The following is a 20,144-nucleotide window of genomic DNA, read 5'->3' as shown; positions in this document are numbered from 1 at the left end:
CAATGAAAATCTTCATTTATTGGAATAGAATTGATAATGATAGCAAAAAAATATATAAGTTTTTAAAAAAAGATTCTTTCCGGGAAGAATTAGAAAGCAAAAACGAAGTGTATTATCACGAGCCATATATATCTTTTCAAATCGATAAATCTATTCTTGAAAAAATAGCATCTAGTGATGTTGTAATGTTTTTTACGCATGGTGAAGAGGATGCGATATTAAAATCAAAATATATTCAGCAAGATCAAAAAAAGAATTTTAGTTTTATTGATTTTGAAAACGCCAGTATACTTGCCAAGAAAAAAGTTATTGCTATTTGTTGTGATAGTGCAAAAGCGTTAGGTAGATATTGCGTTGATACAGACATAAAGAGTGATTTCTACATTGGCTTTCAAGATGGGATAATTTATGATGATGGAGCACATAAAAATGTTAGAGGTTTGATATACGACTCGTATAGCGATGCTTTTGAAAAGACGATACTATTATCATTACACTCCAAATGCAATGCACAGCAATTTGTTCAATATCTAATAAAAAGTATAAACGATATGATGACAAACAAAATTCTTAACGAAACAGATGACCGTACGTTAGGATCTCTTGGAACCATTACATTTCATCGTCAATCAGCCGCATCCCTTATTGCATTAGGAAATGTGTGTTCACCAGTATTTTGCTAATTCTTCAAATGAGTGAATAATCTTTTTTTGATGATCGATTAAATTGTTTTTGTACCGTTCTTTTGAAAGCATAGAAAGTCTAGCGGGATATTTCTGAAATACTTCTACAATTTGAGTTTTTATTTTGGAAAGAGATTTTTGAAAACTTTCCAAAGATTCTATACGACTTTTTACATCCGATTCAATATATACTTTACTCTCACTGGATAGTTCCTCAATAGGGATATTAACATATGTGTTCCGCAGAACATCCATTTCTTTTTTCACTCGGCTATCTAAAAAGTCGATGTATGAAGTCAAGATCTGACGAGCAATAAATAAATCGTCTAAGCTATTTCTTGTCATATTTTCCCTCCAGAATCTATTAAATTATTTTGTTGGCATTATATATTATTCCTCCTTCTTGAAGTTTTAGAAGGTTCGCGAGACAATTCTATTTAGGTTGCATATTTCGAGCTTTGTTAATTAAATACTGGAGCGCCATAGGTTTTAAACCTATGGCGCTCCTATCAACTATTCCGTTTCGTCGTCCAGTCCCTCCGCTTTTAGCCAATCCTCAAAGGACTTCCTGGAGATGCGGATCATGTTGCCGATGCGGATCGTCTTGAACGCTCCGGAGTTGGCGAGTTTATAGGCCGTAGCGCGGCCGATACCGAGAATGGCTGCGATGTCATTCACAGTGTATGTTCTGCTTTGGGGCGTCCCTTTTTCGTTGGTGCTCATAAAATGATCCTCCCTGCTAATAGCATTTTGAAATGGTTCCTGAAAGCCTTCTGTCACAAGGGGTTCCTGCTAATACCTTGCTAATACGACATTTGAAAAGCCGTTGTAAGGCAGCATATTTCAGGGGAATTTGTGCAAATTGACCTGCCTCCAGGCAGCACAATTTGCGAAGAAACAACACGGGAAGATATGATATGAACAATTTACGAAATGGTACGCCGTACTCCTAAGCGTGGGGTCGGGGGTTCAAGTCCCTTTTGCGACGCCAGCCCACAATGCCGAAAGCCTTTGTTTTCAAGGGTTTTCGGCTTTTTTCATAACAATTTTCAGATGCACCAGATTTTGACCATTCATACCAGGTTGGGGTAGTGGGTAGTGTCAAGAATTTTTCGCAAATTGGTTTGGGTAGTGTCAAGAATTTTGTAACCGTCAAATCTCCAGGCGTATAAAAAGGCCGCCATCTCAGTGCGCAAGCATTGAGATGGCGGTCGGCATTTTCATTATGGTTTTGGAATTTTACATTCCTGCGGAGCATTCACGGGAAGGAAAGATTCTGCCCAAGCCTCATCCGTCTGGCTCAGCCCAGGTGCGGTGTTCAGAAGCCAAACCAGGTAGCGGTAGGGATCCAGGTCGTTCTCCTTTGCGGTTTCAATCAGACTGTAGATCACAGCGCTGGACTGGGCGCCGGCGGGGGTGTTGGAAAAGAGCCAGTTCTTCCGGCCCATGACGAATGGCTTAATGCTGCGCTCGGCACGGTTGTTGGAGAGCTCCAGCCTGCCGTCCTCCAGATAGCGTACCAGGTAGGGCCACTGCTCCCGCAGATAGTGCAGTGCCTTGCCCAGGGCAGACTTGGGTGCCGTTTTGGCGCTGGCCTCATTTGCCCATGCCAACAGAGCGTCCAGAACCGGTTTCTCCAGTTCCAGCCGCTTGGTATAGCGTTCTTCCGGCGTCAGGTCCATGAGAGACTGCTCCAGCTGAAACAGCCGGGTGCAGTAACACTCGCCGCCTGCCGCCAGAGACTCCTGCCGTTTCTCTTTGGGCAGTGTCTGCAGCGCTTCGTCAAACTTTCTCCTGGCATGAGCCCAGCAGCCCACCACCCGGATGTTCGACCGCAGCTTGTGGTAGCCCTGGTAGCCGTCCGCGTGCAGCCAGCCGGAGAAATCCTTGAGGAATGCCTGGGCGTACTCCGCCTTCCGGCTGGGCTGGTACTCGTACAACACAATGGGCTGCTCAGCGCAGCCGCTGGTCCGGTAGACCCACATGTAAGACTTGCTTGTTGAGGTCCTGCCCGGCGCCTTCAGCACCTGCAACGTGGTCTCATCCCCGTGCAGCACGGTTTCCTTGCACAGCTTCCGGTGCAGTTCATCGTACACAGGCCGCAGCCAGGTGTCCGAGGCCTGTAGGATCCAGTTGGCCATGGTCTGCCGGGAAAGCTTCAGCCCCTGCCGCTGGAACTCCTGCTCCAGACGGTACAGCGGAGAGTACATGACAAATTTCTGCGTCATGATATGGGCTACCGCCTCAGGTGAGGCAAAGCTGCCCGGGCAAAGCACGGGCTGTCTGGGCGCCTTTCGGAGATTGCCTTCGCCTGTTTCCGCTTCGCACTGCTTGCAGGCGTAGGTGTAGTACACATCCTCCCGGATCCAAAACCGGGCCGGCTCCATCTTCAGGCTCCGGCGCACCTCTTTGCCAATCTCCTCCATGACTGTACCACAGGCATCACAGATGCGCTCTTCTTCGGAAAGATGGTGCTCCACCACTTCCGTAGGGGTTTCCTCCGGTACGATATCCAACACATTGCCGCTCTGCCGCTTGCGGGCATGGGCCTTTACCGCCACCTGCTCCGCTGTGGCATTTTTCGTCCCATAGGCGTAGGCCTCCGCCTCATTCGCCATGAGAGACAGCTGGTCCATCAGCCCCTCCTGGAGCCGCTCTGAGGATGCCCCAAACTGCCGCTTCTTGGCAAGGCCAAGCTGCTCCAGAAGCCATTGGTTCTGGAGCTTTAACTCAGTTAGCTGTGCTTGCTGAGATTCGTATTCCGCCCGTGAGATGGTCATCATTTCCGGGGTGCTTGCGGCAGTGTTCTTCTCATGTTCCATGTGTAAATGATACCACAAAGCAGGGCAAAAAGCCAATGTTTTCAGCATTTTCCGGCATTAGATCACGCTCAGGCCGGACACCGCTTTGTTTGCCTTCGGCTGCTCGGTCTTCAGCCCCTCCATCAGCCAGCGGTACTGTTGGGGTGTCAGGGTCTGCACTTCCTCCGTGTTCCTGGGCCATTGGAAACTGCCGCTCTCCAGACGCTTATACAGCAGCAGAAAGCCGTCTCCCTCCCAGTACAGTGCCTTGAGCCGGTCCCGCCGTCTCCCGCAGAACAGAAACAGCGCCCGCTGAAAGGGATCCATCTGGAACTGGCTCCTTACCAGATTGGCCAGTCCATCAATGCCTCGCCGCAGGTCTGTGTATCCGCAGGCAATGTACACCGGGCAGCTGCAGTTGAAATCGTTCAGCATGACTTTGCCGCCTGGAGAATTGCCTGCAGTGTGTCCTTATCCGCTCCCTCGTAGACCTGGATCCGCACACCGCTTACCTCCATGGCTGCTACGATATGCCCGGAGGGCTGGGTACGCTCTATGACCGGCACCTCTGCGAAGGTCACCTCCTGGAGTTCTTTCAGCGCCTGAAATACCTTCCTCTGCCAGAAGAAATAGGTGGATACCGCTATCCCATTTTCCTGGCACCATTGACCTACCGGCAGCCCGCTGCTCCGGCAGGCCTCTACACGCCGGCTCCATTCCACCAACCGCTGTTGTTGATTGGCTCTCTGTAAACTTGCCGCCTTCTCCATGCCTGCACCTCACTATCTTGGAGTCTGGGATACTCTCTGGTACTATCTTGTACTACCATGCACTTTCTCAGACTCTTATAGTTTGGCAGAGGCTTTCTTTACTGACAAGTCGCCGACTGTTTTTACGCTTACAGAATTTTTCGCAAATTGGTTTGCAGACTCTGTTTTGAATGAAGTCAGCCGGCAATGGAGACATCCTCAACGGAGGCCTCCAGGTGCTTCATGTTCATGTACTTTTTGTTGCCCCACTGGGTGCCAGCCACATGGCGCAGCCGGGCACAGACCAGCATCAGTGCAGAGTTGCCGTCCGGGAAACTGCCCACCACACGGGTGCGGCGGCGGATCTCCCGGTTTAGCCTCTCAATGACATTGTTGGTGCGGATACGGGTCCAGTGCTCACTGGGAAAATCGCAGTAGGTCAGGGTTTCTTCAATGCCGTCCTCCACTTTCTTGGCAGATTCCTTCAGCTTCATAGAGCGCAGTTGCTCCACCACCGCCTTGGCCTTTTCGCGGGCAGCTTTTTTGCTCTCCTGGGAGTGGATCGCCTTGAGCATCTTGGCCACCTGCTTCACCTTGGAACGAGGCGTGACAGCGAAAACATTGCGGTAAAAGTGCACGGTACACCGCTGGTATTTGGCCTCAGGAAACACCTCTCCCACGGCTTCCAGCATACCAAGACACTTGTCGCCAACCACCAGTTTCACGCCGTCCAGACCACGCCCGCGCAGCCACTTGAAGAAGCTGATCCAGCTGGCCTTGTCCTCTTTCATGCCCTCAGCGGCGCCCAGAACCTCACGATATCCGTCCTCATTAACCGCAATTGCCACAAGAATGGCTACATTTTCAAATTCTCCGCCCCAGTTGCGGCGCAGGTAGAGCCCATCCACATAGACATACGGATACCGCCCGCCCTGCAGAGGACGGTTCCGCCAATCTTCAATGTGGACATACGCTTTCTTATTCAGTTCACTGATGGTGGAGGGAGACACCTTACTGCCCCACAGGGCCTCGGTGATGTCCTCCACACGCCGGACGGATACGCCGGCCAGGTACATCTCAATGAGGGCCTCTTCCACACTGCTCTCCCGGCGGCGATACCGCTCAATGATGGCGGTCTCAAAGGAGATCCCCTTGAGTTTGGGCACCTTGAGGGTGACATCCCCGGATGTGGTGGTAAGGTTGCGGTTGTAGTGGCCGCTGCGGTAGCCCTGGCGCTGTTCATTGCGCTCGTACCGGGCTGCCTGGGTCAACTTTTCTGCTTCGGCCTCCAGCAGTTCGTTGAGGGTTTCCTCTACGCTTCCGCGCACAAGTTCCTTGAGCTGCCCCTTGATTACTTCCTCGTTTAGCTGTACAATCTTCTCGGACATGGTTTGCTGTCTCCTTTCAGAATGGTGTGTTGCGACTTCATTCTACCAGAGATTTGCAAACCATGTCTCTTTTTATCTACTTTTCAATTTGCGAAACTTATTGTACCTTATCTATCCATATCCTTGGCATCGACCAAAAAGAGAAGCAACATCAGAGAGAAGTAAGTTCTACCCGATAAAATACCGCCACTACCGGCTCTCGATAGAGTTGGTAGTGGCGGTATTTTTTGTTTTATCGACCGTATGCCCAGAGCACCATGTCAATTTTTCTTGGCGTCCATCTGTTGCTCTGAAACTTTCGATTCAATTCTAAAGCCTTTTGACGCATGATTTCTTCCAAAAGAACTCCATCCTTGAGAGAAAGAAACTCTGGCTTCATCTTTCCCAAACGGTCATGTTCTGGTAATTCATCAATGGTCAGCAAGGCCAACACAGCAAACTGATCCACTGTTCCATACTGTTCTGGAAAGAGGATAGAAAGCAGCCCGCTGGCACCGGCAATACCAAGCCCTTTGATTTGGGATACAACGGTTAGCATATCGGTTGCCTTACTTCTGTCCGTAGAGAAAATCTGATTATGTATCTGTTCGAGCCGGTGAAGTTGATTGCCATCAAGATATTTCCGTAGATGGCTGCGTGTGGTTGCCAGCCTGTTTTTGGCTGTATACTTCCAGACGAAATACTTATCATGGAGAAAATAATAAAACTCAGAAGCGGACATCTGCTCCACTACTTCCGGGCGCAGTTCTTCCATAAAGGTTTCCAATGATACATCTTTGTAAAGCGTGTGGTAGTGGGCTAATGCTTTTTCCCATTTCGCCTCATCTCCATCGTACCATAACTGGCTCAGTGTGTTTGTGTACTCTTTGGGGATGTAAGAAAAGCGAGGAACGAGTTTACCGTCTTCCTCCACCATTTCCTCCCACATAGAAGCAGGCCGAACCCAAAGTTTTCCCTCACCATAGAGAGGACGGTATACAACCATTGGCTCCAGAGTTTCAGAATGTGTAGCAAAGTCTAAAACTTCGTATTCATTTCCTTTGAAATGACGATATTTACCGAGCTTAATCATAGACTCACCTCCATACTTTCGTGAATTGAGTTTCAAAACAGAGCAATCTTGTTATCACGATTATACAGTGTGACTCTCAATTTTTCCATAGTGCTGTCTGCAAGTAACGGTCAAAATGACCGTGTAGCCAACATCGCAGATGTTGTTCAATGGGGCTTGGGGCTGCTGCACCAACAAGCAATTTTTGAAAATTGAGCCTGCGGCGAAATTGAGAAAATGAGCAAAGTGGTACCACTTTGCACTGCTTGCCAATTTGTGCTGTTATCGTTTCTTGAGCTCTATTCGTCTACGAAGCAAAGAGTTGATGTTCATTATTGCTGTGTTCATGGCTTTTATGTTTTCCTCAAAATCGCCATTTTCAACGCATGGGGCGATGTCTACAAGAAACTGAATCTGTCGTGCTATGTTATTTTCACAACTGATAACAACATTTTTTCCGTATCCGAAGTCGCTCTCCACGGACAATTTTTCTTCAAGCTTCTTTGCAGAATAAATCAAAGAGTCGAGCTGTTTACTATAGTTGTGAGCCTTTACTTGCTTCAGAGCATCAATGACATCCTGAATCATCAAATAAGGCTCTTTCTTTGTTAAGATAGCATTGGGAGCATTAGGTTCGGGCTTTGACTGAAGTTGCTTACCAACAAAAAATAGGGAAGTAATCAGTCCAGCCAACCATACCCACCAAAAGATTCTCATGCCAATGATGCTGTTGACCTGCGGCAAAACAGCATTCGGATCACGAAGTGTAGATATGATATTCTGAGGATCGGTGAAAAGCCAATCCACAAAAGATACGACCCGTCCATAGATGTTAGGAACCACAATAAAGTATGCAATCACACCTACAAAAAGTATAATCACAGGAATGAAGAACACAAATTTGTTCATCACTTTCTTGTCCAGTGCAGCAGGCTCCTCTGGCTCACTTATATCTGGGGGGACGAAATCCACAACTCGTCTGTTTATATTTTGCTGGGATGTACCTGATGTGCTTTCTTGTCTGTGATCGTGTTCGTGGCTTGCAACAGGATCAACTGCTGGGATGTCGGTGGACGGAACTTCTCCAATGCTTTCAAACAAATGCCTATTGATAGAAGTGTTATGCTCGTCTTCAGAGTATTCTTCTGGTGCAGAATCAGGGACTGTTTCACCCAAAGTAGAGCCATATTGTTTTGCTTTTGGTTCTTCTGTGGACTCTACAGAAGAGGATACTCCGAATTTAATTTTTTCATTAAATATCTCGGGCGGTGTTTGGTCGATTGCTTGCTCCAAGGCGTTTATAAACTCATCAGCAGTTTGGAATCTTTCTGTGCTATTGGAAATAGATTTCACAATCACACGCCCGATAGCCTCGCCACCAAGGGCCGGAAAATCCGGAGTCTTGCCACTCATTCTTTCTTCAAAAGCAGCATCTTCATCCTGAGCAAAATATTGTTCAGGGAAGCGAGGCAGGAATGGATTTCTGCTGTAATTTAAGAGCCTGTAGAGCACAATACCCAGGGAGTAAAGGTCAACGGATTTTGTATATCCTTCCTTGCCTAAATAGACTTCTGGTGCGAGGAAATTAGGTGTACCCTTTAAGGACTCAGCTTTTGAGCTGTCTTTCAAAACTTTTGAAACGCCAAAATCGCCAATTTTATATTCGCCTTTATCAGATACGAAAATGTTGTCATCTTTTATATCTCGATGAATTACGCCGTTATCGTGACATGATTGAAGTCCATATAGAACATCTAATCCTAACCTGAGAACATCACGCACAAGGAAATCTGTACCCCGGATGAAATCTTCAAGAGGAGTCAGATATTCCATAAGAATAAAAATATCATATCGCCTTGGGGAGTCAGTAACAAGTATATCATTTTCATAATATCTGACGATATGCTGTACGCCCTTTTCAGATAAATCATTTAGGATTCTGATTTCCGAAACGATATTATTGAGCATTTGCGAAAAATAATTGTCGGCTTTAGAAACATCACCACCCATAGAGCTTAATACGGAGTTGTATTGCTTTTCTGTTGGAATTGTGATGTGCTTTAGCGCACGAACATACTGGCCTGCTGCATTTGATTTAACAACTTTGTACACCGTTCCAAATGCACCTGAACCGAGTTTTTCGATGACAGTATATCCGAGAATATTTTTGCCAATTAAGTTTGTTTGCGCCACAGAATCACCTCCTAAGTGGTATCAGTATAGCCGTTGCATTATCTGCATTAAGTGCTGACACGGCCTTGTCAACCAGCTGACTTACAGCAATTTCAAGGTTGCTTGCCGCACTTAGTATTTCGACGATTTGATCATTTGAAAGAAAATCTGAAATGCCATCACTACATAGCAGAACTACTCCGTTTTCTAAAACAGGATAGTATTCATCTGCTTGTAAAACATAGCCGTTTTGATTATAACCTATATAACGGTTCAAGTTTTTGCGTGCAGGAAAACCAGAGAGTTCTTTCCTCGTTAATAGACCGAGGTCAAGCATTCGTTGTCCTTCGGTATGGTCTTTTGTAATTTGTGTAATTGTGCTGTCGCTAAAATAATATGCACGACTATCGCCAATATTTAAGAGGGCATATTCGTCTTTATATGCAATCAATAAGACAAGAGTTGCCCCCATACCTTTCAATTCAGGTTGCTTGCGACTCATGTTACAGACAGTATCATTGATTTCGGCAATGATTGCTTGAAGATAGGTCACCGCTTCTTTGAGCGAACGGGATTGCTGCAGTTCGTTATATGCTAACGAAAGTCTCTCCACACATATTCGGCTGGCAACTTCTCCTGCATTATGACCGCCCATACCATCGCTAACAGCATAAAGATGTATGTTCGAGGAAGATGCACCATTAACGAAATAGCAGCGCTTATCTGACATTCGCTTTTGTATGTCAGATGACAGATAAGAGCCATCAATCAAAAAATTATCTTCATGGTTTGGACGTTTTCCAATGTGGGAGGAACAGACAGGCTTGTCCATAAGCTAAACCTCTCGTTTCCGGATGATTGGTTGCGGGGTTATGCATTATCATCCAGGTGATTTAACTTATTCAAGAAAGCTAATCCTTCTCCGTCCTGAAGTCCAACAAAATACAAACGCTCAATCTGTTCAGCATCAAATAGGAACAGTTTATCTGGATCGATGATTCCTTCAGGGTACAGGCAGGCGCTATAATCCCATACTTTGTCGGAGTTTGCTTGCTTCTGCTTTACTCCAACAATCATAATTCGTTTCTGGCTCTCTTTTAATAATACAACTGAGCCGATAGGCAGAAATTTCTTCATTTCAATCTCCTTTCTTATTTCGACAATTCAGATAAGGTGAATTCAGAACCGCATTTTTCGCAGGTAAAACGGTAAAAATAATGCTTTACTTGGCGGCCCTGGATATAAAGTGGAACCGAATTTGTATTAAACACGGAGCCGTCTACAGTTTCACAACATTTTTCTTTCTTCATATTTCCACCGCATTTGGGACACGATTTCTTTTTGAATAAGAAATACGTTAATTCTTTAGCGGTGAACTCATATCTAAAAGATTTCATGCTCATATGTCACCTCTTATAATCAATCCCAAAATACGATAAAGTCAACAAAGTTATCCCATCCGTCATCGTTGAAGCCGATTTCAATACCAGCTGAACCACCGATCAAAGCGGCAGCACCGCCTTCCAATACGAACTTATTATCTTCGATGCCGACTTTTCCTTCAACGCCAACTGCGCCAGCATAGCCACCGACTTTTCCGGTTATCTCTAAGCCCAGAATATTGATGGTTCCAGATGCTTCACCTTCAACGGCGGCAACCATTGCTTCGCCTTTAACATTGGCATTAACACCATCTTCACTAACAGAAAACTTTCCCTTGGCTTCAGCTTTAGCTGTGCCAACAGTACCTTCAGCTTTTCCCTCAACTCCGAGCATATCACTTCCCAAACCGGCTTCAGCGTCACCAGCTAATGCAGAAACACTAGCACTTGCACCGGCTTCGGCGGTAATGAAATCCGTCCTGGTTTTTTCAACCCATTTACCGTCTTTGTATTCTTTTTTGGTTGTTGTTTTCATAATGCCAGCATCGGCCTTGGCAGCGGCTTCGCCTTTGCCCAGATATGCATTGACACCAGCATAACCCCATTCATTTTGTGCTTCTGCACCTGCCTTTCCAACCCAAGCTGTTACGCCTGGATTGTCGTCAGACAGTTCATAACCTAACCAGTTGGCAGTTGCACTTGCCGACGGGGTACGAGAGTAGTCAAAGAATGAAGGTGTATTCCCTGTATGAATGCCACTGGTAAGATAAAGCAAACTTGTTATAGGTGAAATCAGAGATAGCAGCCCTGGAAATACATAAGGTTTTGTGATAACTATATCTTTGAAAATACTATCCCAATCCAAATGAAATTGTCCACCAGGCCCAAGAATAATAAATTTGTTAGGATCGATTGGAGCAACAGAAATATAGTCTTCTAAATTGAGCTTCTTGTACTCGTCGAGCTTGCCATATTCATTGCGAGCATCCTCGATAAATCGCTGATAAGCTTCTAATGCCCTTGAATATTGTTCGAGCTTTCTTGCAAGCTGCATGGCCGTGCTATTTATATTTGAATCAAAACGAATGTCCCAGTCAAGTTGCTGGATTGTATTTTGAAAATCGGATTGGATGGTATCAATTCGTGATGCTATTGTTTTGCAATTATTTCCAATCTGGTTGAGGCGAGCAAACTCAACATAAATTCTTGGCATACATCACAACCTCCTTTCCATCGGTTTCCCCAGCAGAGCACTTCGCTCTACTGGGGATAGCCGATTTTTTTCTTTTGAAAAATCAGAAAATCTTTCCCTGATCCTGGGCTTTTTGGGTGCCTTCACGTTCAGCAGCTTCATAACTCTCAGCGGCCTGGGTAAGGAAAGTGCTATATGCCTTCATGTCTTTAACAATGGTATCAAATGTATTCTGCATACCAGCAAACTGCTTTTTCTCTGTCTCGATTGTGGTACCCTTCATTTTATTAGCAGTTGTAGTAACCTCCTGAAGCATTTCTGCATACAGAGACTGGATTGTTACAGCTGCATTTTCGAGGGTCTTGGATTTATCACGCATAACGCTGGAATCTACTACTACTTGTGCCATAGTTAATAATCTCCTTTCGAAGTGATAATGTTGAATTATTTGCCGACGCTAAGTGCGCTTGCCTTGCTCTTGATTTCGTTCTCAGTGCTCTTCATCTTGGCGGCATACTCACGGAGGAACTGAACATAATTTTTCAGTGCTTTTTCTGCTGCGGAGAAATCGTTCTTATAGCCCTCAATTCTCTGGTTGAAAGTGTCGCTTGCTTCACCTTTGTAGGTTACACGCAGATCGGACACCGCAGTATAAATGCTGTTGTACGCCTTGGTAAATTCACTAGTTTTGCCCTCGATTTTGCTTGCAGATGCTTCGAGTTCTTCAGGGGTCACATCAAAAATTGTGGATGCCATAGTAGTTCTCCTTGTATTATAGAGTAGTAGTTTTTAAGGCCCCTCTCCAAGGGCTGTGCTACACTGTAAGGGATGCTGTGGATTGGTGCGATTCTCCTACCACAAGATGGTTCCTGAAAGGTTCCAACCACAGCCCTTTGCAGTTTTGTTAATCAGTTAAATACCGCCAGACGGTTTATGTGGAACAAGGTTACAAAAGCAAAGTGTTCTGTGGAACAGCATTACAAATTTACCGTTGGAGGTTTTAGAAATGGTAGTTTCTGTTGGTATTGATGTGGCAAAGGACAAGCACGACTGCTTTATTCAGAGTTCGGAGGGTGAAGTGCTTGCAGATGTGTTTACCATTTCCAACAATATGGATGGATTTCACACACTGCTGGAGAAAATCCAGGTCTGCACCGCATCCCAGGACAAAATAAAGGTAGGGCTTGAGGCTACGGGACATTACAGCTACAATCTGCTTGGATTTCTTCTTGACAACGGTCTGGCCACCTATGTCTTGAAGCCCTTACGCACGAACCTCTACCGGAAAAGTCTCAGCCTGCGAAAGACCAAGACCGACCATGTAGATGCTCGAACCATTGCTGCTATGCTGTTATCCGATGTGGGCCTCAAACCCTACACGAATGCAGCATATCACAATGAGGAACTAAAGTCACTCACCAGATACCGTTTTGACAAGGTAAAAGAACGAGCAAAACTGAAAAGCTCAATTTCCAGACTGGTTTGCATTCTCTTCCCTGAACTGGAGAAGCTGGTGTCCTCTCTCCATTTGGCGACTGTCTATGCTCTGCTGGAAGAGTTTCCAGGTGCCAAACAGATTGCCAAGGCACACCTGACAAGGCTCAAATCCCTTCTGGAGAATGCCTCCAAAGGACGCTATAAGCGGGATATGGCTGTGGCAGTTCGGGATGCGGCACGAAACTCTATTGGTTCTAAAATGCCTGCCAAGTCCTTGGAATTACAGCACACCATCCGTCTCATCCAGGAATTAGATACCGAGATTGACGAGATTGAAGCAGAAATTGAGGCCATGATGGAGGAAATCCATTCTCCCATCACCACCATTCCAGGTATTGGCTGCCGCATGGGTGCCATGATCCTGGCAGAGGTTGGGGATCTCTCTCGCTTCGACTCCTCAGACAAGCTGTTGGCTTATGCCGGAATGTCACCGTCTACTTACCAATCCGGACAGCTCAAAAATTGCTACCCGCACATGGAGAAACGAGGTTCCCGATACTTACGCTACGCTCTTTACAATACTACTAAGTATGTCTGTCTTTGGAATCCAACCTTTGCCGCCTATCTCGCTAAAAAGAGGGCCGAGGGTAAGCACTACAATGTTGCCATCTCCCACGCTGCCAAGAAGCTGGTGCGGCTTATCTTTGCCATGGAGAAATCCAAGCAACCCTATCGCTCAGCAGCCTGAGTGACACCACTTGAATAGCCGCCCAGTAGGGGTCTGACAAGACCTCAGCTTTGCTATGCCCTTTTTGAACCATCTCCGGTTGACCACCACTTGACCACCACCATTCATTTTAGGGGTTGACTTTTAATAGTTAATCTTTCAGTTATTCAGATTTTGATTTAATACTTAGTGCCCAGAGTTCAACGCCGCAGCTCGTTCCTCTGCTCGGCGATCTTCACGCTGAATTCTGTCTGCACAGTATTTAATCGTTGATGCTAAAGTGGACATTTGGCTTTTTGTTCTGCTCATTTCAGTTCGCAGAGTTCTAAGTTTGGTAATAAATGCGTCTGCGGCTTGTCCTTTCCAAGCAGACCTACAGTCCTGCTCCATTTGCTCCAGTAACCTAATTTGAGTTGAAAGCTCAGAGGCATTACCAGCAACAGAGTTGGCCTGTGAAATGACTTTTGAATAGTTAATCCTATATTTCATAGGCTAGATCTCCTTCCTGCTAAATCAGTAGTAGCTTGGCGCCATCGGAGATACCAAGCTGGGCAAAGCTGCATTCCAGACGTAACGCTTTATTATCTTCTTTGTCAAACAGCATTGCATCGGTGCTTTGATCTGAGATTCCATATTCTGAATTTAATATCCGTATCATCAGATTCTGAACATTTCGGATAGACATATTGCTAGGAACAACGAAATCATAAGTACCATTTAAGGCAGGTATCTCTACTGTGATAGATATTTTTTCCACGAATCTCACCACCTTATCTCAACATTCTTTTCCTTAAGACAAAAGTAACAACTGTGAGACTTTACATCCGAAACAAGTGGTAGAGTTTCTATCTTGGCGGAAGCAGTTTCATAACAGTTAGGGCAGAGAATATAGTTTTCTGCATTGACCACCAAAGACATAAACAGCCGATCATTGCTCTTTTCCCCATTCACATTGAACCCGCACAAGAAACAAATTCCGTATTGCGGAGAGTCAATGTATTGGAAAACTTTTCGCATAAAAACAGCCTGCTCATCGGTAATCATGTTGAAAAAGTCATTAAACTCAGAGATAACAATGAATAGCTGCTCATGTTGTTTGGCAGGTTCCTCCAAGCGGGCGTTGAGTTCAGGCTTTAGCGCCTCGATAAAACTGTCCAGCGCAGTGGAACCGCTGATGTACTGACAAGAAGGACACGCCTCTACGATGCTCGCAAAGATCTGCCTGTCATCATCGATAAAGATCAGATGCCTGTTACTGTACTGAGCAGCATTGGAGAGAACCGCTCCGTAGAATGTCATTAGCTGCTCCGCACTGCTCGCACAAGCACAGACCTTGTAATCCTCAGACAGGGTCAAGCCATAGGTCAAGGCACCTGATTTGGAAGTGCCCAGCACAAGATTCCTGCTGTCGTCAATGATTGATTCAGGCGGGTTGCTTCGTGAGAGGGGAGTATAGTAGCTTATAGAGGTCTCATATGAATCATCGGGTCCGTCCACCGAGCTATCCAACCGGAGCGGCTCGTATCCGTGCCACTTTTCTGCAAGGTCACAGTAGGATTGCGTGATCGCCGTAACTCGTTCGGCTTCGGTTTCGCTATCAAATGCAACAGCTGTCTGAAACTCCACAATTTCTTTGTTCACAACAGTAATTCCACGGCCACTGATGTCTTCTGGCGTAACCGGAGGACGCATATTATGAATATCCAAGTAATTGCTTGGGTCATTCATCTTCAAGGTGAAGTAAGTTGAAATGTGCTCCGTCACCTTGTAATAAATGGAGTTTCTAGTGCTCCCGGTGATTACAAAATAAACACCAAACGTCTTGCCAGAGCTGATAATGTCGATAAAGCTATCCGCAATATCCATGTAGTGATCACGGAAGGATGCGAAGTTGTCGATTAGCACGAGGATTGCCGGCAAAGGTTTCTTACTAATTGCACGATAGTCAGCAAATGTCCCGCAATTGTTGTCAGAAAAAATGCGCTTTCGCTCATCAATGATGCCATGCAATACAGAAGCTAGCTCTGTGAGTTTAGATTCATCATCCGCAAAGACCACACCACCGGTATGTGGCAGATCAGCAAGATACCCCAGATTTCGACCACCAAAATCCATTGCATACAGATTGAGTTCTTCCGGAGTATAACGGTAGCCACATACCATCGAATAAACCAAGGTTTGAAGGAATGTTGTCTTCCCTGTGCCGCTTGCACCATACAGGCCAACATGACCGGTTTTAGCAAAGTCTATGCTAAGCGGTTTTTGCTCTTGAGTACGAACAAAGTCAACCAAACCAATGGTTGCAGAACACAATCCCTTTTTGCCAACTTTAAGTGTATGCAAAGCAATCTTCTCCGGCAACATATCCAACCACAAAGGTTTAGCAGCAAGCCCCTTCTTCTGCCCGAGGGAAACTATCTCAGCAACAACAGCTTCGAGCTGCGTCTTATCAGATTTACCTCCCGAAAGGTCGATCTTGGCACTGTGTATCGGGTTTGCCGTGTTATCGGTCATCTGCACTGTGATTTCTTCATCAGGCATGTAGGTTTTTGTTGGAACATAATCGGCTCCGCTGTAACCAGATTGAATGCACTCGTAAATTTCATCATAACCAACCTGCAGATACAGACGACCAGGGTTTTTGATCATGGCAGCATCCGGCTTGTTAATCAGGTCAATGCTGTCCTGCTTATCCGCTACTTTCAAGCAAACTCGGAAACGGGAGTTGCTCATGATTTGTGGATCAACGATCCCGCTTGGCTTCTGTGTAGCCAGGATCAAATGGATTCCAAGACTTCGGCCAACCTGAGCCACATTGATGAGTTGAGCCAGAAATTCCGGTTGCTGTGTTTTCAGCTGTGCAAATTCGTCAATAATAATGATGAGATGTGGTAGGGGTGTGTCAAGACGGCCTCCTTTGTAATATTTGTGGTAGGAGTTGATGTCCAGCTTATCCACACCAAGTACCGCTGCAGCTTCATTAAAAATGCGTTGGCGAGATTTTATCTCCGCTTCCAAGGAAACCAATGCACGGTATAGAATGTTCCCTGACAAATTAGAAATTGTTGCTGACAGGTGTGGAAGTGCTGGAGCAAAAGGCTTGGCCATAAACGGTCTTGCCATATCTCCACCTTTGAAGTCTACCAGAACGAAAGCAACTTCTCTCGGACTGTAGTTAATTGCCAGTGACAAGATAAATGCCTGCAAAAATTCACTCTTACCGGAACCGGTAGTGCCGGCAACAAGACCATGACATCCATGATATGCTTCATGCAGATCCAGGCTAAATACCTCACCGCCTGCCATAACACCTATTGGTGCAGCCAACGATTTTGCGGAATTGTCATTGTCCCAATGACTTTCAATACCAAGCTCACTAACATTGCCTGCCTTGTACATTTGCAAGAACGAGATTCGATCAACGATGCCCAGAGAGCGAGAATCTCTTTTGATCGGCAATCGAGATAGTTCATTTGCAAAAGAACGAATGCGACTTGTTTCTATGCTATCAAGAGCAAACGGGATAAAGCGGTTAGCATTTTTGTTTTTTATGTAGTATCCCGTGCGAGTATCATCGCTTTGAATAATGGTTTTGCAGGATTTGGGCAGCTTTGTTACATCGCCGTATGCAAAAATGGTAGTAATGCCAACTTGATTATCAGCATCATTCATGTATCTGAGCAGAGCTTCTTTTTCAATTAAATGAGGCTCCGTAACAATCACAACAAAATGAGGGACGATGGGATTATCTCGGCCCTCAGCCCCTTCACGTTCCTTAATCGTTTCGTCAATGATGTTAAAAATGAAGTGAACCTCATCAGGATTGGTAGAAAAAAATCTGATTTTTTTGTCGTTGCTCCAAATATGAGGTACATTCTTGAAATCATCAAATACATGTGCTTGTTTTGGAGAAGTAACGAGCACTAGCTTCACTTCGTCGTAGGAATGAAGGGAAATGATATTCAAGATGGTCTCATAAAGAATAGTACGGATATTTTTCTGACTCCCGATAACGCCAATTGTATGGTTAGTGCGAATATCAATGGTCAAAGGTACATTGCTTAAAATACCGTACTTCTTTGAAAGCTCAGCCGGCAAATTGCGAAGTTCGTCCTCATACAACTGAAATCCTTGCTTTGGGATTTTTAATTTAACTTCAAAAGGTCTGTTACCTAACCCCATACGGATAGCAAGAAAGTCACCATCCTCATAGGAACGTTCCCACAAACGGAGTTTGTTGCTTTCATTATCAAGCATAGAGCAAAGGAGTTCAGGGGAAGGACATAACGAGTCGTTCAGAAGCCGAACGGCACGTTCCCGTTTAGCAACTAAGCCTTTTTCAATGTCAGCGATGTACGATGAATACCTGCTTTTCCTGTGAGCTTCTTCTGCCAGGGTTCGTCTTTTTTGATAACTTCTAAGCAAAGAAGGCCACATTAGCGAACCTAACAGCATACCTACTGCCATCATACCACTAGCAACAATTGTAGATAATTCACCACCACTGATTGCGTTTGTAACAGATACTCCCAAACTTGCCAACATCACCATGGACATGGTAAGGCTTGGCCCCAAAGTTAGAATTGCGGGGGTTTTATCTACGGTAAATGGGCTGGGGGGTGCATCAATTTCAACTTCGTCACTATCCAATGATTTCAGAATGCGAGGGGTGCTGACAAAATATTTCTTTTCTTGCGTATCGTCGATGGGGATTTTTGTCAAAAAAGATGTCATCAACGGTTGCGTACTTTCAGTCCTTAGGCTACGGACAGCTATGAAGTCACCCATGTAAATGATTGAAAGCCCCATGATGAAAACTTCATCAAAGGGTTTCAGCTGCTGTGAATGAGTAAGGCGACCATTTACATAAATGCCTACGCTTCGTTTCAAATCCTCAATAAATGCGTTCCCGTTGCCGTCGATACGAATTGCTGCGTGTTTTTCTCTTGAAACAAAGTCACTAAAGTCATACGAAATATCATTAAGTGGAGTACGCCCTATGAAAATATTGGTATCGTTCGACAGCTTGTATTTTTTATAGCCTACTTGTATATCCGAGGTGGCAATGAACAGGGTTTTAACTACTTTGTTATTATCGTTATTCTTAAATACAAAATAGTCTCCACTATGTATCACACGGTCATTGCAAGGATGACCATTTAGCGTTACTTCATAGTTATTGTCGTAGTCTTGTTTCAAAGTATAAATGACAGATGCCTCTCCTTCTTCCCTTGAAAAAGGAATAGCAAAGCCGGTGGGAAGTCCAAGAGTTTCCAGAAACAGATGATTACTTCTGTTTTTCAGGACATCGCTCAGCATCCGTGAAATTGCTCGATCTTCAACGAAGAACGTTACCAAGAAATCCGACATCGAATTATTCTTGGATTTAGCCATCTTTTCACCACCTCTATAAATAATGTTTACAATTTTCCTCCGCAGTTACCACAGAACTTCATCCCAGGCTTATTTTCAAAACCACAGGAAGGACATTTTTGTGCGCCAATAGGTTGTCCGCATTCGCCGCAGAACTTCATGCCGTCAGGGACTTCTTTACCACAGTGCGGACATATAATAGTAGCGGATAGTTTGCTTCCGCAACTACCGCAGAATTTCATGGTTGTATTGTTTGTAGCACCGCATTTTGGACAAGTTATAGTATCGTTGGTTGGAGTTGTATTCAAATTTTGCCCTATTCCAGAAAATACATTTCCAAATTGTCCGGCGGCACCTAGCCCCATGCCCAAGCCTATACCTGCATTAGCAATGCCACCGGCAGACGGATTTTCTGCAAGTTTTTCGAGAATATCGAGAGAACGGCGTTGTTGGTAGAAGCCCTGCCCGAGAGCTAATTCTTCCTTGTAACCACGAAGTTTTTCGTATTCTTCAGGCTTTGGTGCAATCGACTCACAGTAGAAATTAACCAGCTCAATACCGAAACGCTCAAATTCATCGTTAAGAGTTTCTTGGAAAGCTACTGACAATTCAGACAAATACTGAGAGATTTCGAGAAAGGAAATCTGTTTTTGGATCATATAAGAAGCAGTAACAGATTTGATTTTCGAGTTAATCAAACCATTGAAGTATCTTAAAATAATCAATGGATTGGTCGTCGTACCATTCGGAACAGCACCGATAATTTTAGATACGAACAAACGAGAGTCCGTAATTGTGATTCCGTACTGACCACGGGCACCAACGTTTAAGATAAGACCATATTTAGGATCTTCCAAGGGAATCGGTGTAGATGTTCCCCATTTCATATTAAGATTAGCTGTTTTGTTTATGTAGTAAACTTCAGCAGCAAATGGGGTTTTGCCTCCGAACGGCAAATTTACTATTTTTTTTAACAACGGCAAATTGCCTGTAGACAATGTATGCGTACCTGGGCCAAATAAGTCAAGAGCCTCTCCACCTTTGAAAAACAAAGCTTCTTGCCCTTGATTGACGATTAATTGTGAGCCGAGGACAAATTCTTCAGAGGGACATTTATAAATTAGCCATTGCGCTCCATTGGTTGGTCCATCATATTTTATTCTATCAATAATGGCCATTCAAATCCCTC

18 protein-coding genes and 1 pseudogene are annotated in these 20,144 nt (G+C 45.0%); 2 read left to right on the top strand and 17 right to left on the bottom strand.

What is annotated here, in order from left to right; all coding sequences use genetic code 11:
- Positions 1-2: 2 nt before the first annotated feature.
- Positions 3-683: a hypothetical protein gene (locus EFB11_RS05335; RefSeq protein WP_122789258.1), complete on the top strand. Its 681-nt coding sequence runs from the start codon at positions 3-5 to the stop codon at positions 681-683.
- On the opposite strand, the gene EFB11_RS05330 is transcribed toward EFB11_RS05335, so the two are convergent.
- From EFB11_RS05330 to EFB11_RS05265, 13 genes and pseudogenes are all read right to left on the bottom strand, one after another.
- A complete protein-coding gene (locus tag EFB11_RS05330) occupies positions 666-1,028 on the bottom strand; it encodes a hypothetical protein (protein WP_122789257.1) in 363 nt (120 codons plus the stop codon). The two genes, EFB11_RS05335 and EFB11_RS05330, sit on opposite strands and share 18 nt — an antisense overlap.
- A gap of 168 nt (positions 1,029-1,196) precedes the next feature.
- Complete coding sequence (locus EFB11_RS05325) at positions 1,197-1,406, bottom strand: helix-turn-helix domain-containing protein (protein ID WP_122789256.1); 210 nt, start codon at positions 1,404-1,406, stop codon at positions 1,197-1,199.
- Between the two features lie 500 nt (positions 1,407-1,906).
- The gene (tnpC, locus tag EFB11_RS05320) at positions 1,907-3,505 is read right to left on the bottom strand and encodes an IS66 family transposase (protein ID WP_122789255.1); all 1,599 of its coding nucleotides are present in this window, start codon (positions 3,503-3,505) and stop codon (positions 1,907-1,909) included.
- Positions 3,506-3,562: 57 nt separating this feature from the next.
- Positions 3,563-3,919, bottom strand: a complete 357-nt coding sequence (tnpB, locus tag EFB11_RS05315; RefSeq protein ID WP_122789254.1) for an IS66 family insertion sequence element accessory protein TnpB — start codon at positions 3,917-3,919, stop codon at positions 3,563-3,565.
- Positions 3,913-4,254 (bottom strand): IS66 family insertion sequence element accessory protein TnpA, encoded by a 342-nt coding sequence (tnpA, locus tag EFB11_RS05310; protein WP_122789253.1) that lies wholly within the window; start codon positions 4,252-4,254, stop codon positions 3,913-3,915. Before tnpA ends, tnpB begins: the two co-directional genes overlap by 7 nt.
- Positions 4,255-4,430: 176 nt before the next feature.
- Positions 4,431-5,621 (bottom strand): IS256 family transposase, encoded by a 1,191-nt coding sequence (locus EFB11_RS05305; protein ID WP_122789252.1) that lies wholly within the window; start codon positions 5,619-5,621, stop codon positions 4,431-4,433.
- A gap of 871 nt (positions 5,622-6,492) precedes the next feature.
- Positions 6,493-6,693: pseudogene (locus EFB11_RS17130) on the bottom strand (DUF1653 domain-containing protein); the annotation flags it as partial.
- Positions 6,694-6,954: 261 nt separating this feature from the next.
- Positions 6,955-8,865, bottom strand: coding sequence for a serine/threonine-protein kinase (locus EFB11_RS05295; RefSeq protein ID WP_122789250.1), 1,911 nt, complete (start codon positions 8,863-8,865; stop codon positions 6,955-6,957).
- A gap of 4 nt (positions 8,866-8,869) precedes the next feature.
- Positions 8,870-9,676, bottom strand: coding sequence for a PP2C family protein-serine/threonine phosphatase (locus EFB11_RS05290; RefSeq protein ID WP_122789249.1), 807 nt, complete (start codon positions 9,674-9,676; stop codon positions 8,870-8,872).
- Positions 9,677-9,714: 38 nt separating this feature from the next.
- Positions 9,715-9,981 (bottom strand): DUF4176 domain-containing protein, encoded by a 267-nt coding sequence (locus tag EFB11_RS05285; RefSeq protein WP_122789248.1) that lies wholly within the window; start codon positions 9,979-9,981, stop codon positions 9,715-9,717.
- A 282-nt stretch (positions 9,982-10,263) separates the two neighbouring features.
- Positions 10,264-11,439: a hypothetical protein gene (locus tag EFB11_RS05275; RefSeq protein WP_122789246.1), complete on the bottom strand. Its 1,176-nt coding sequence runs from the start codon at positions 11,437-11,439 to the stop codon at positions 10,264-10,266.
- An 82-nt stretch (positions 11,440-11,521) separates the two neighbouring features.
- Complete coding sequence (locus tag EFB11_RS05270) at positions 11,522-11,827, bottom strand: WXG100 family type VII secretion target (RefSeq protein ID WP_122789245.1); 306 nt, start codon at positions 11,825-11,827, stop codon at positions 11,522-11,524.
- A gap of 35 nt (positions 11,828-11,862) precedes the next feature.
- A complete protein-coding gene (locus EFB11_RS05265; protein WP_122789244.1) occupies positions 11,863-12,174 on the bottom strand; it encodes a WXG100 family type VII secretion target in 312 nt (103 codons plus the stop codon).
- Between the two features lie 250 nt (positions 12,175-12,424).
- Between EFB11_RS05265 and EFB11_RS05260 the strand changes: the two genes are divergently transcribed.
- The gene (locus EFB11_RS05260) at positions 12,425-13,603 is read left to right on the top strand and encodes an IS110 family transposase (RefSeq protein WP_122789243.1); all 1,179 of its coding nucleotides are present in this window, start codon (positions 12,425-12,427) and stop codon (positions 13,601-13,603) included.
- A gap of 165 nt (positions 13,604-13,768) precedes the next feature.
- Here the strand turns inward: EFB11_RS05260 and EFB11_RS05255 are convergent, their stop codons facing one another.
- Genes EFB11_RS05255 through EFB11_RS05240 form a run of 4 tightly spaced genes read right to left on the bottom strand, consistent with a single transcriptional unit; the run spans position 13,769 to position 20,133 of the window.
- Entirely contained in the window at positions 13,769-14,071 is a 303-nt protein-coding gene (locus EFB11_RS05255) for a WXG100 family type VII secretion target (protein ID WP_122789242.1), read from the bottom strand.
- 19 nt (positions 14,072-14,090) lie between these two features.
- Positions 14,091-14,339 carry an EsaB/YukD family protein gene (locus tag EFB11_RS05250; protein WP_164706613.1) on the bottom strand — a complete coding sequence of 83 codons (249 nt, stop codon included), beginning with the start codon at positions 14,337-14,339 and terminating at the stop codon, positions 14,091-14,093.
- 5 nt (positions 14,340-14,344) lie between these two features.
- Positions 14,345-18,976 carry a type VII secretion protein EssC gene (gene essC / locus EFB11_RS05245; RefSeq protein ID WP_122789240.1) on the bottom strand — a complete coding sequence of 1,544 codons (4,632 nt, stop codon included), beginning with the start codon at positions 18,974-18,976 and terminating at the stop codon, positions 14,345-14,347.
- Between the two features lie 26 nt (positions 18,977-19,002).
- The gene (locus EFB11_RS05240) at positions 19,003-20,133 is read right to left on the bottom strand and encodes an SPFH domain-containing protein (RefSeq protein WP_122789239.1); all 1,131 of its coding nucleotides are present in this window, start codon (positions 20,131-20,133) and stop codon (positions 19,003-19,005) included.
- Positions 20,134-20,144: the final 11 nt, after the last annotated feature.

It is taken from the genome of Intestinibacillus sp. Marseille-P6563 (genome assembly GCF_900604335.1).
Classification (GTDB): Bacteria; Bacillota; Clostridia; order Oscillospirales; family Butyricicoccaceae; genus Butyricicoccus_B.
The sequence above is the reverse complement of the archived record's forward strand: the minus strand, read 5'-3'. Positions and strand labels throughout refer to the sequence as shown.

Coding starts and splice junctions, on each gene's coding strand:
- EFB11_RS05335 (WP_122789258.1), top strand. CDS start 3: ATGAAAATCTTCATTTATTGGAATAGAATTGATAATGATAGCAAAAAA.
- EFB11_RS05330 (WP_122789257.1), bottom strand. CDS start 1,028: ATGACAAGAAATAGCTTAGACGATTTATTTATTGCTCGTCAGATCTTG.
- EFB11_RS05325 (WP_122789256.1), bottom strand. CDS start 1,406: ATGAGCACCAACGAAAAAGGGACGCCCCAAAGCAGAACATACACTGTG.
- tnpC (WP_122789255.1), bottom strand. CDS start 3,505: ATGGAACATGAGAAGAACACTGCCGCAAGCACCCCGGAAATGATGACC.
- tnpB (WP_122789254.1), bottom strand. CDS start 3,919: ATGCTGAACGATTTCAACTGCAGCTGCCCGGTGTACATTGCCTGCGGA.
- tnpA (WP_122789253.1), bottom strand. CDS start 4,254: ATGGAGAAGGCGGCAAGTTTACAGAGAGCCAATCAACAACAGCGGTTG.
- EFB11_RS05305 (WP_122789252.1), bottom strand. CDS start 5,621: ATGTCCGAGAAGATTGTACAGCTAAACGAGGAAGTAATCAAGGGGCAG.
- EFB11_RS05290 (WP_122789249.1), bottom strand. CDS start 9,676: ATGGACAAGCCTGTCTGTTCCTCCCACATTGGAAAACGTCCAAACCAT.
- EFB11_RS05285 (WP_122789248.1), bottom strand. CDS start 9,981: ATGAAGAAATTTCTGCCTATCGGCTCAGTTGTATTATTAAAAGAGAGC.
- EFB11_RS05275 (WP_122789246.1), bottom strand. CDS start 11,439: ATGCCAAGAATTTATGTTGAGTTTGCTCGCCTCAACCAGATTGGAAAT.
- EFB11_RS05270 (WP_122789245.1), bottom strand. CDS start 11,827: ATGGCACAAGTAGTAGTAGATTCCAGCGTTATGCGTGATAAATCCAAG.
- EFB11_RS05265 (WP_122789244.1), bottom strand. CDS start 12,174: ATGGCATCCACAATTTTTGATGTGACCCCTGAAGAACTCGAAGCATCT.
- EFB11_RS05260 (WP_122789243.1), top strand. CDS start 12,425: ATGGTAGTTTCTGTTGGTATTGATGTGGCAAAGGACAAGCACGACTGC.
- EFB11_RS05255 (WP_122789242.1), bottom strand. CDS start 14,071: ATGAAATATAGGATTAACTATTCAAAAGTCATTTCACAGGCCAACTCT.
- essC (WP_122789240.1), bottom strand. CDS start 18,976: ATGGCTAAATCCAAGAATAATTCGATGTCGGATTTCTTGGTAACGTTC.
- EFB11_RS05240 (WP_122789239.1), bottom strand. CDS start 20,133: ATGGCCATTATTGATAGAATAAAATATGATGGACCAACCAATGGAGCG.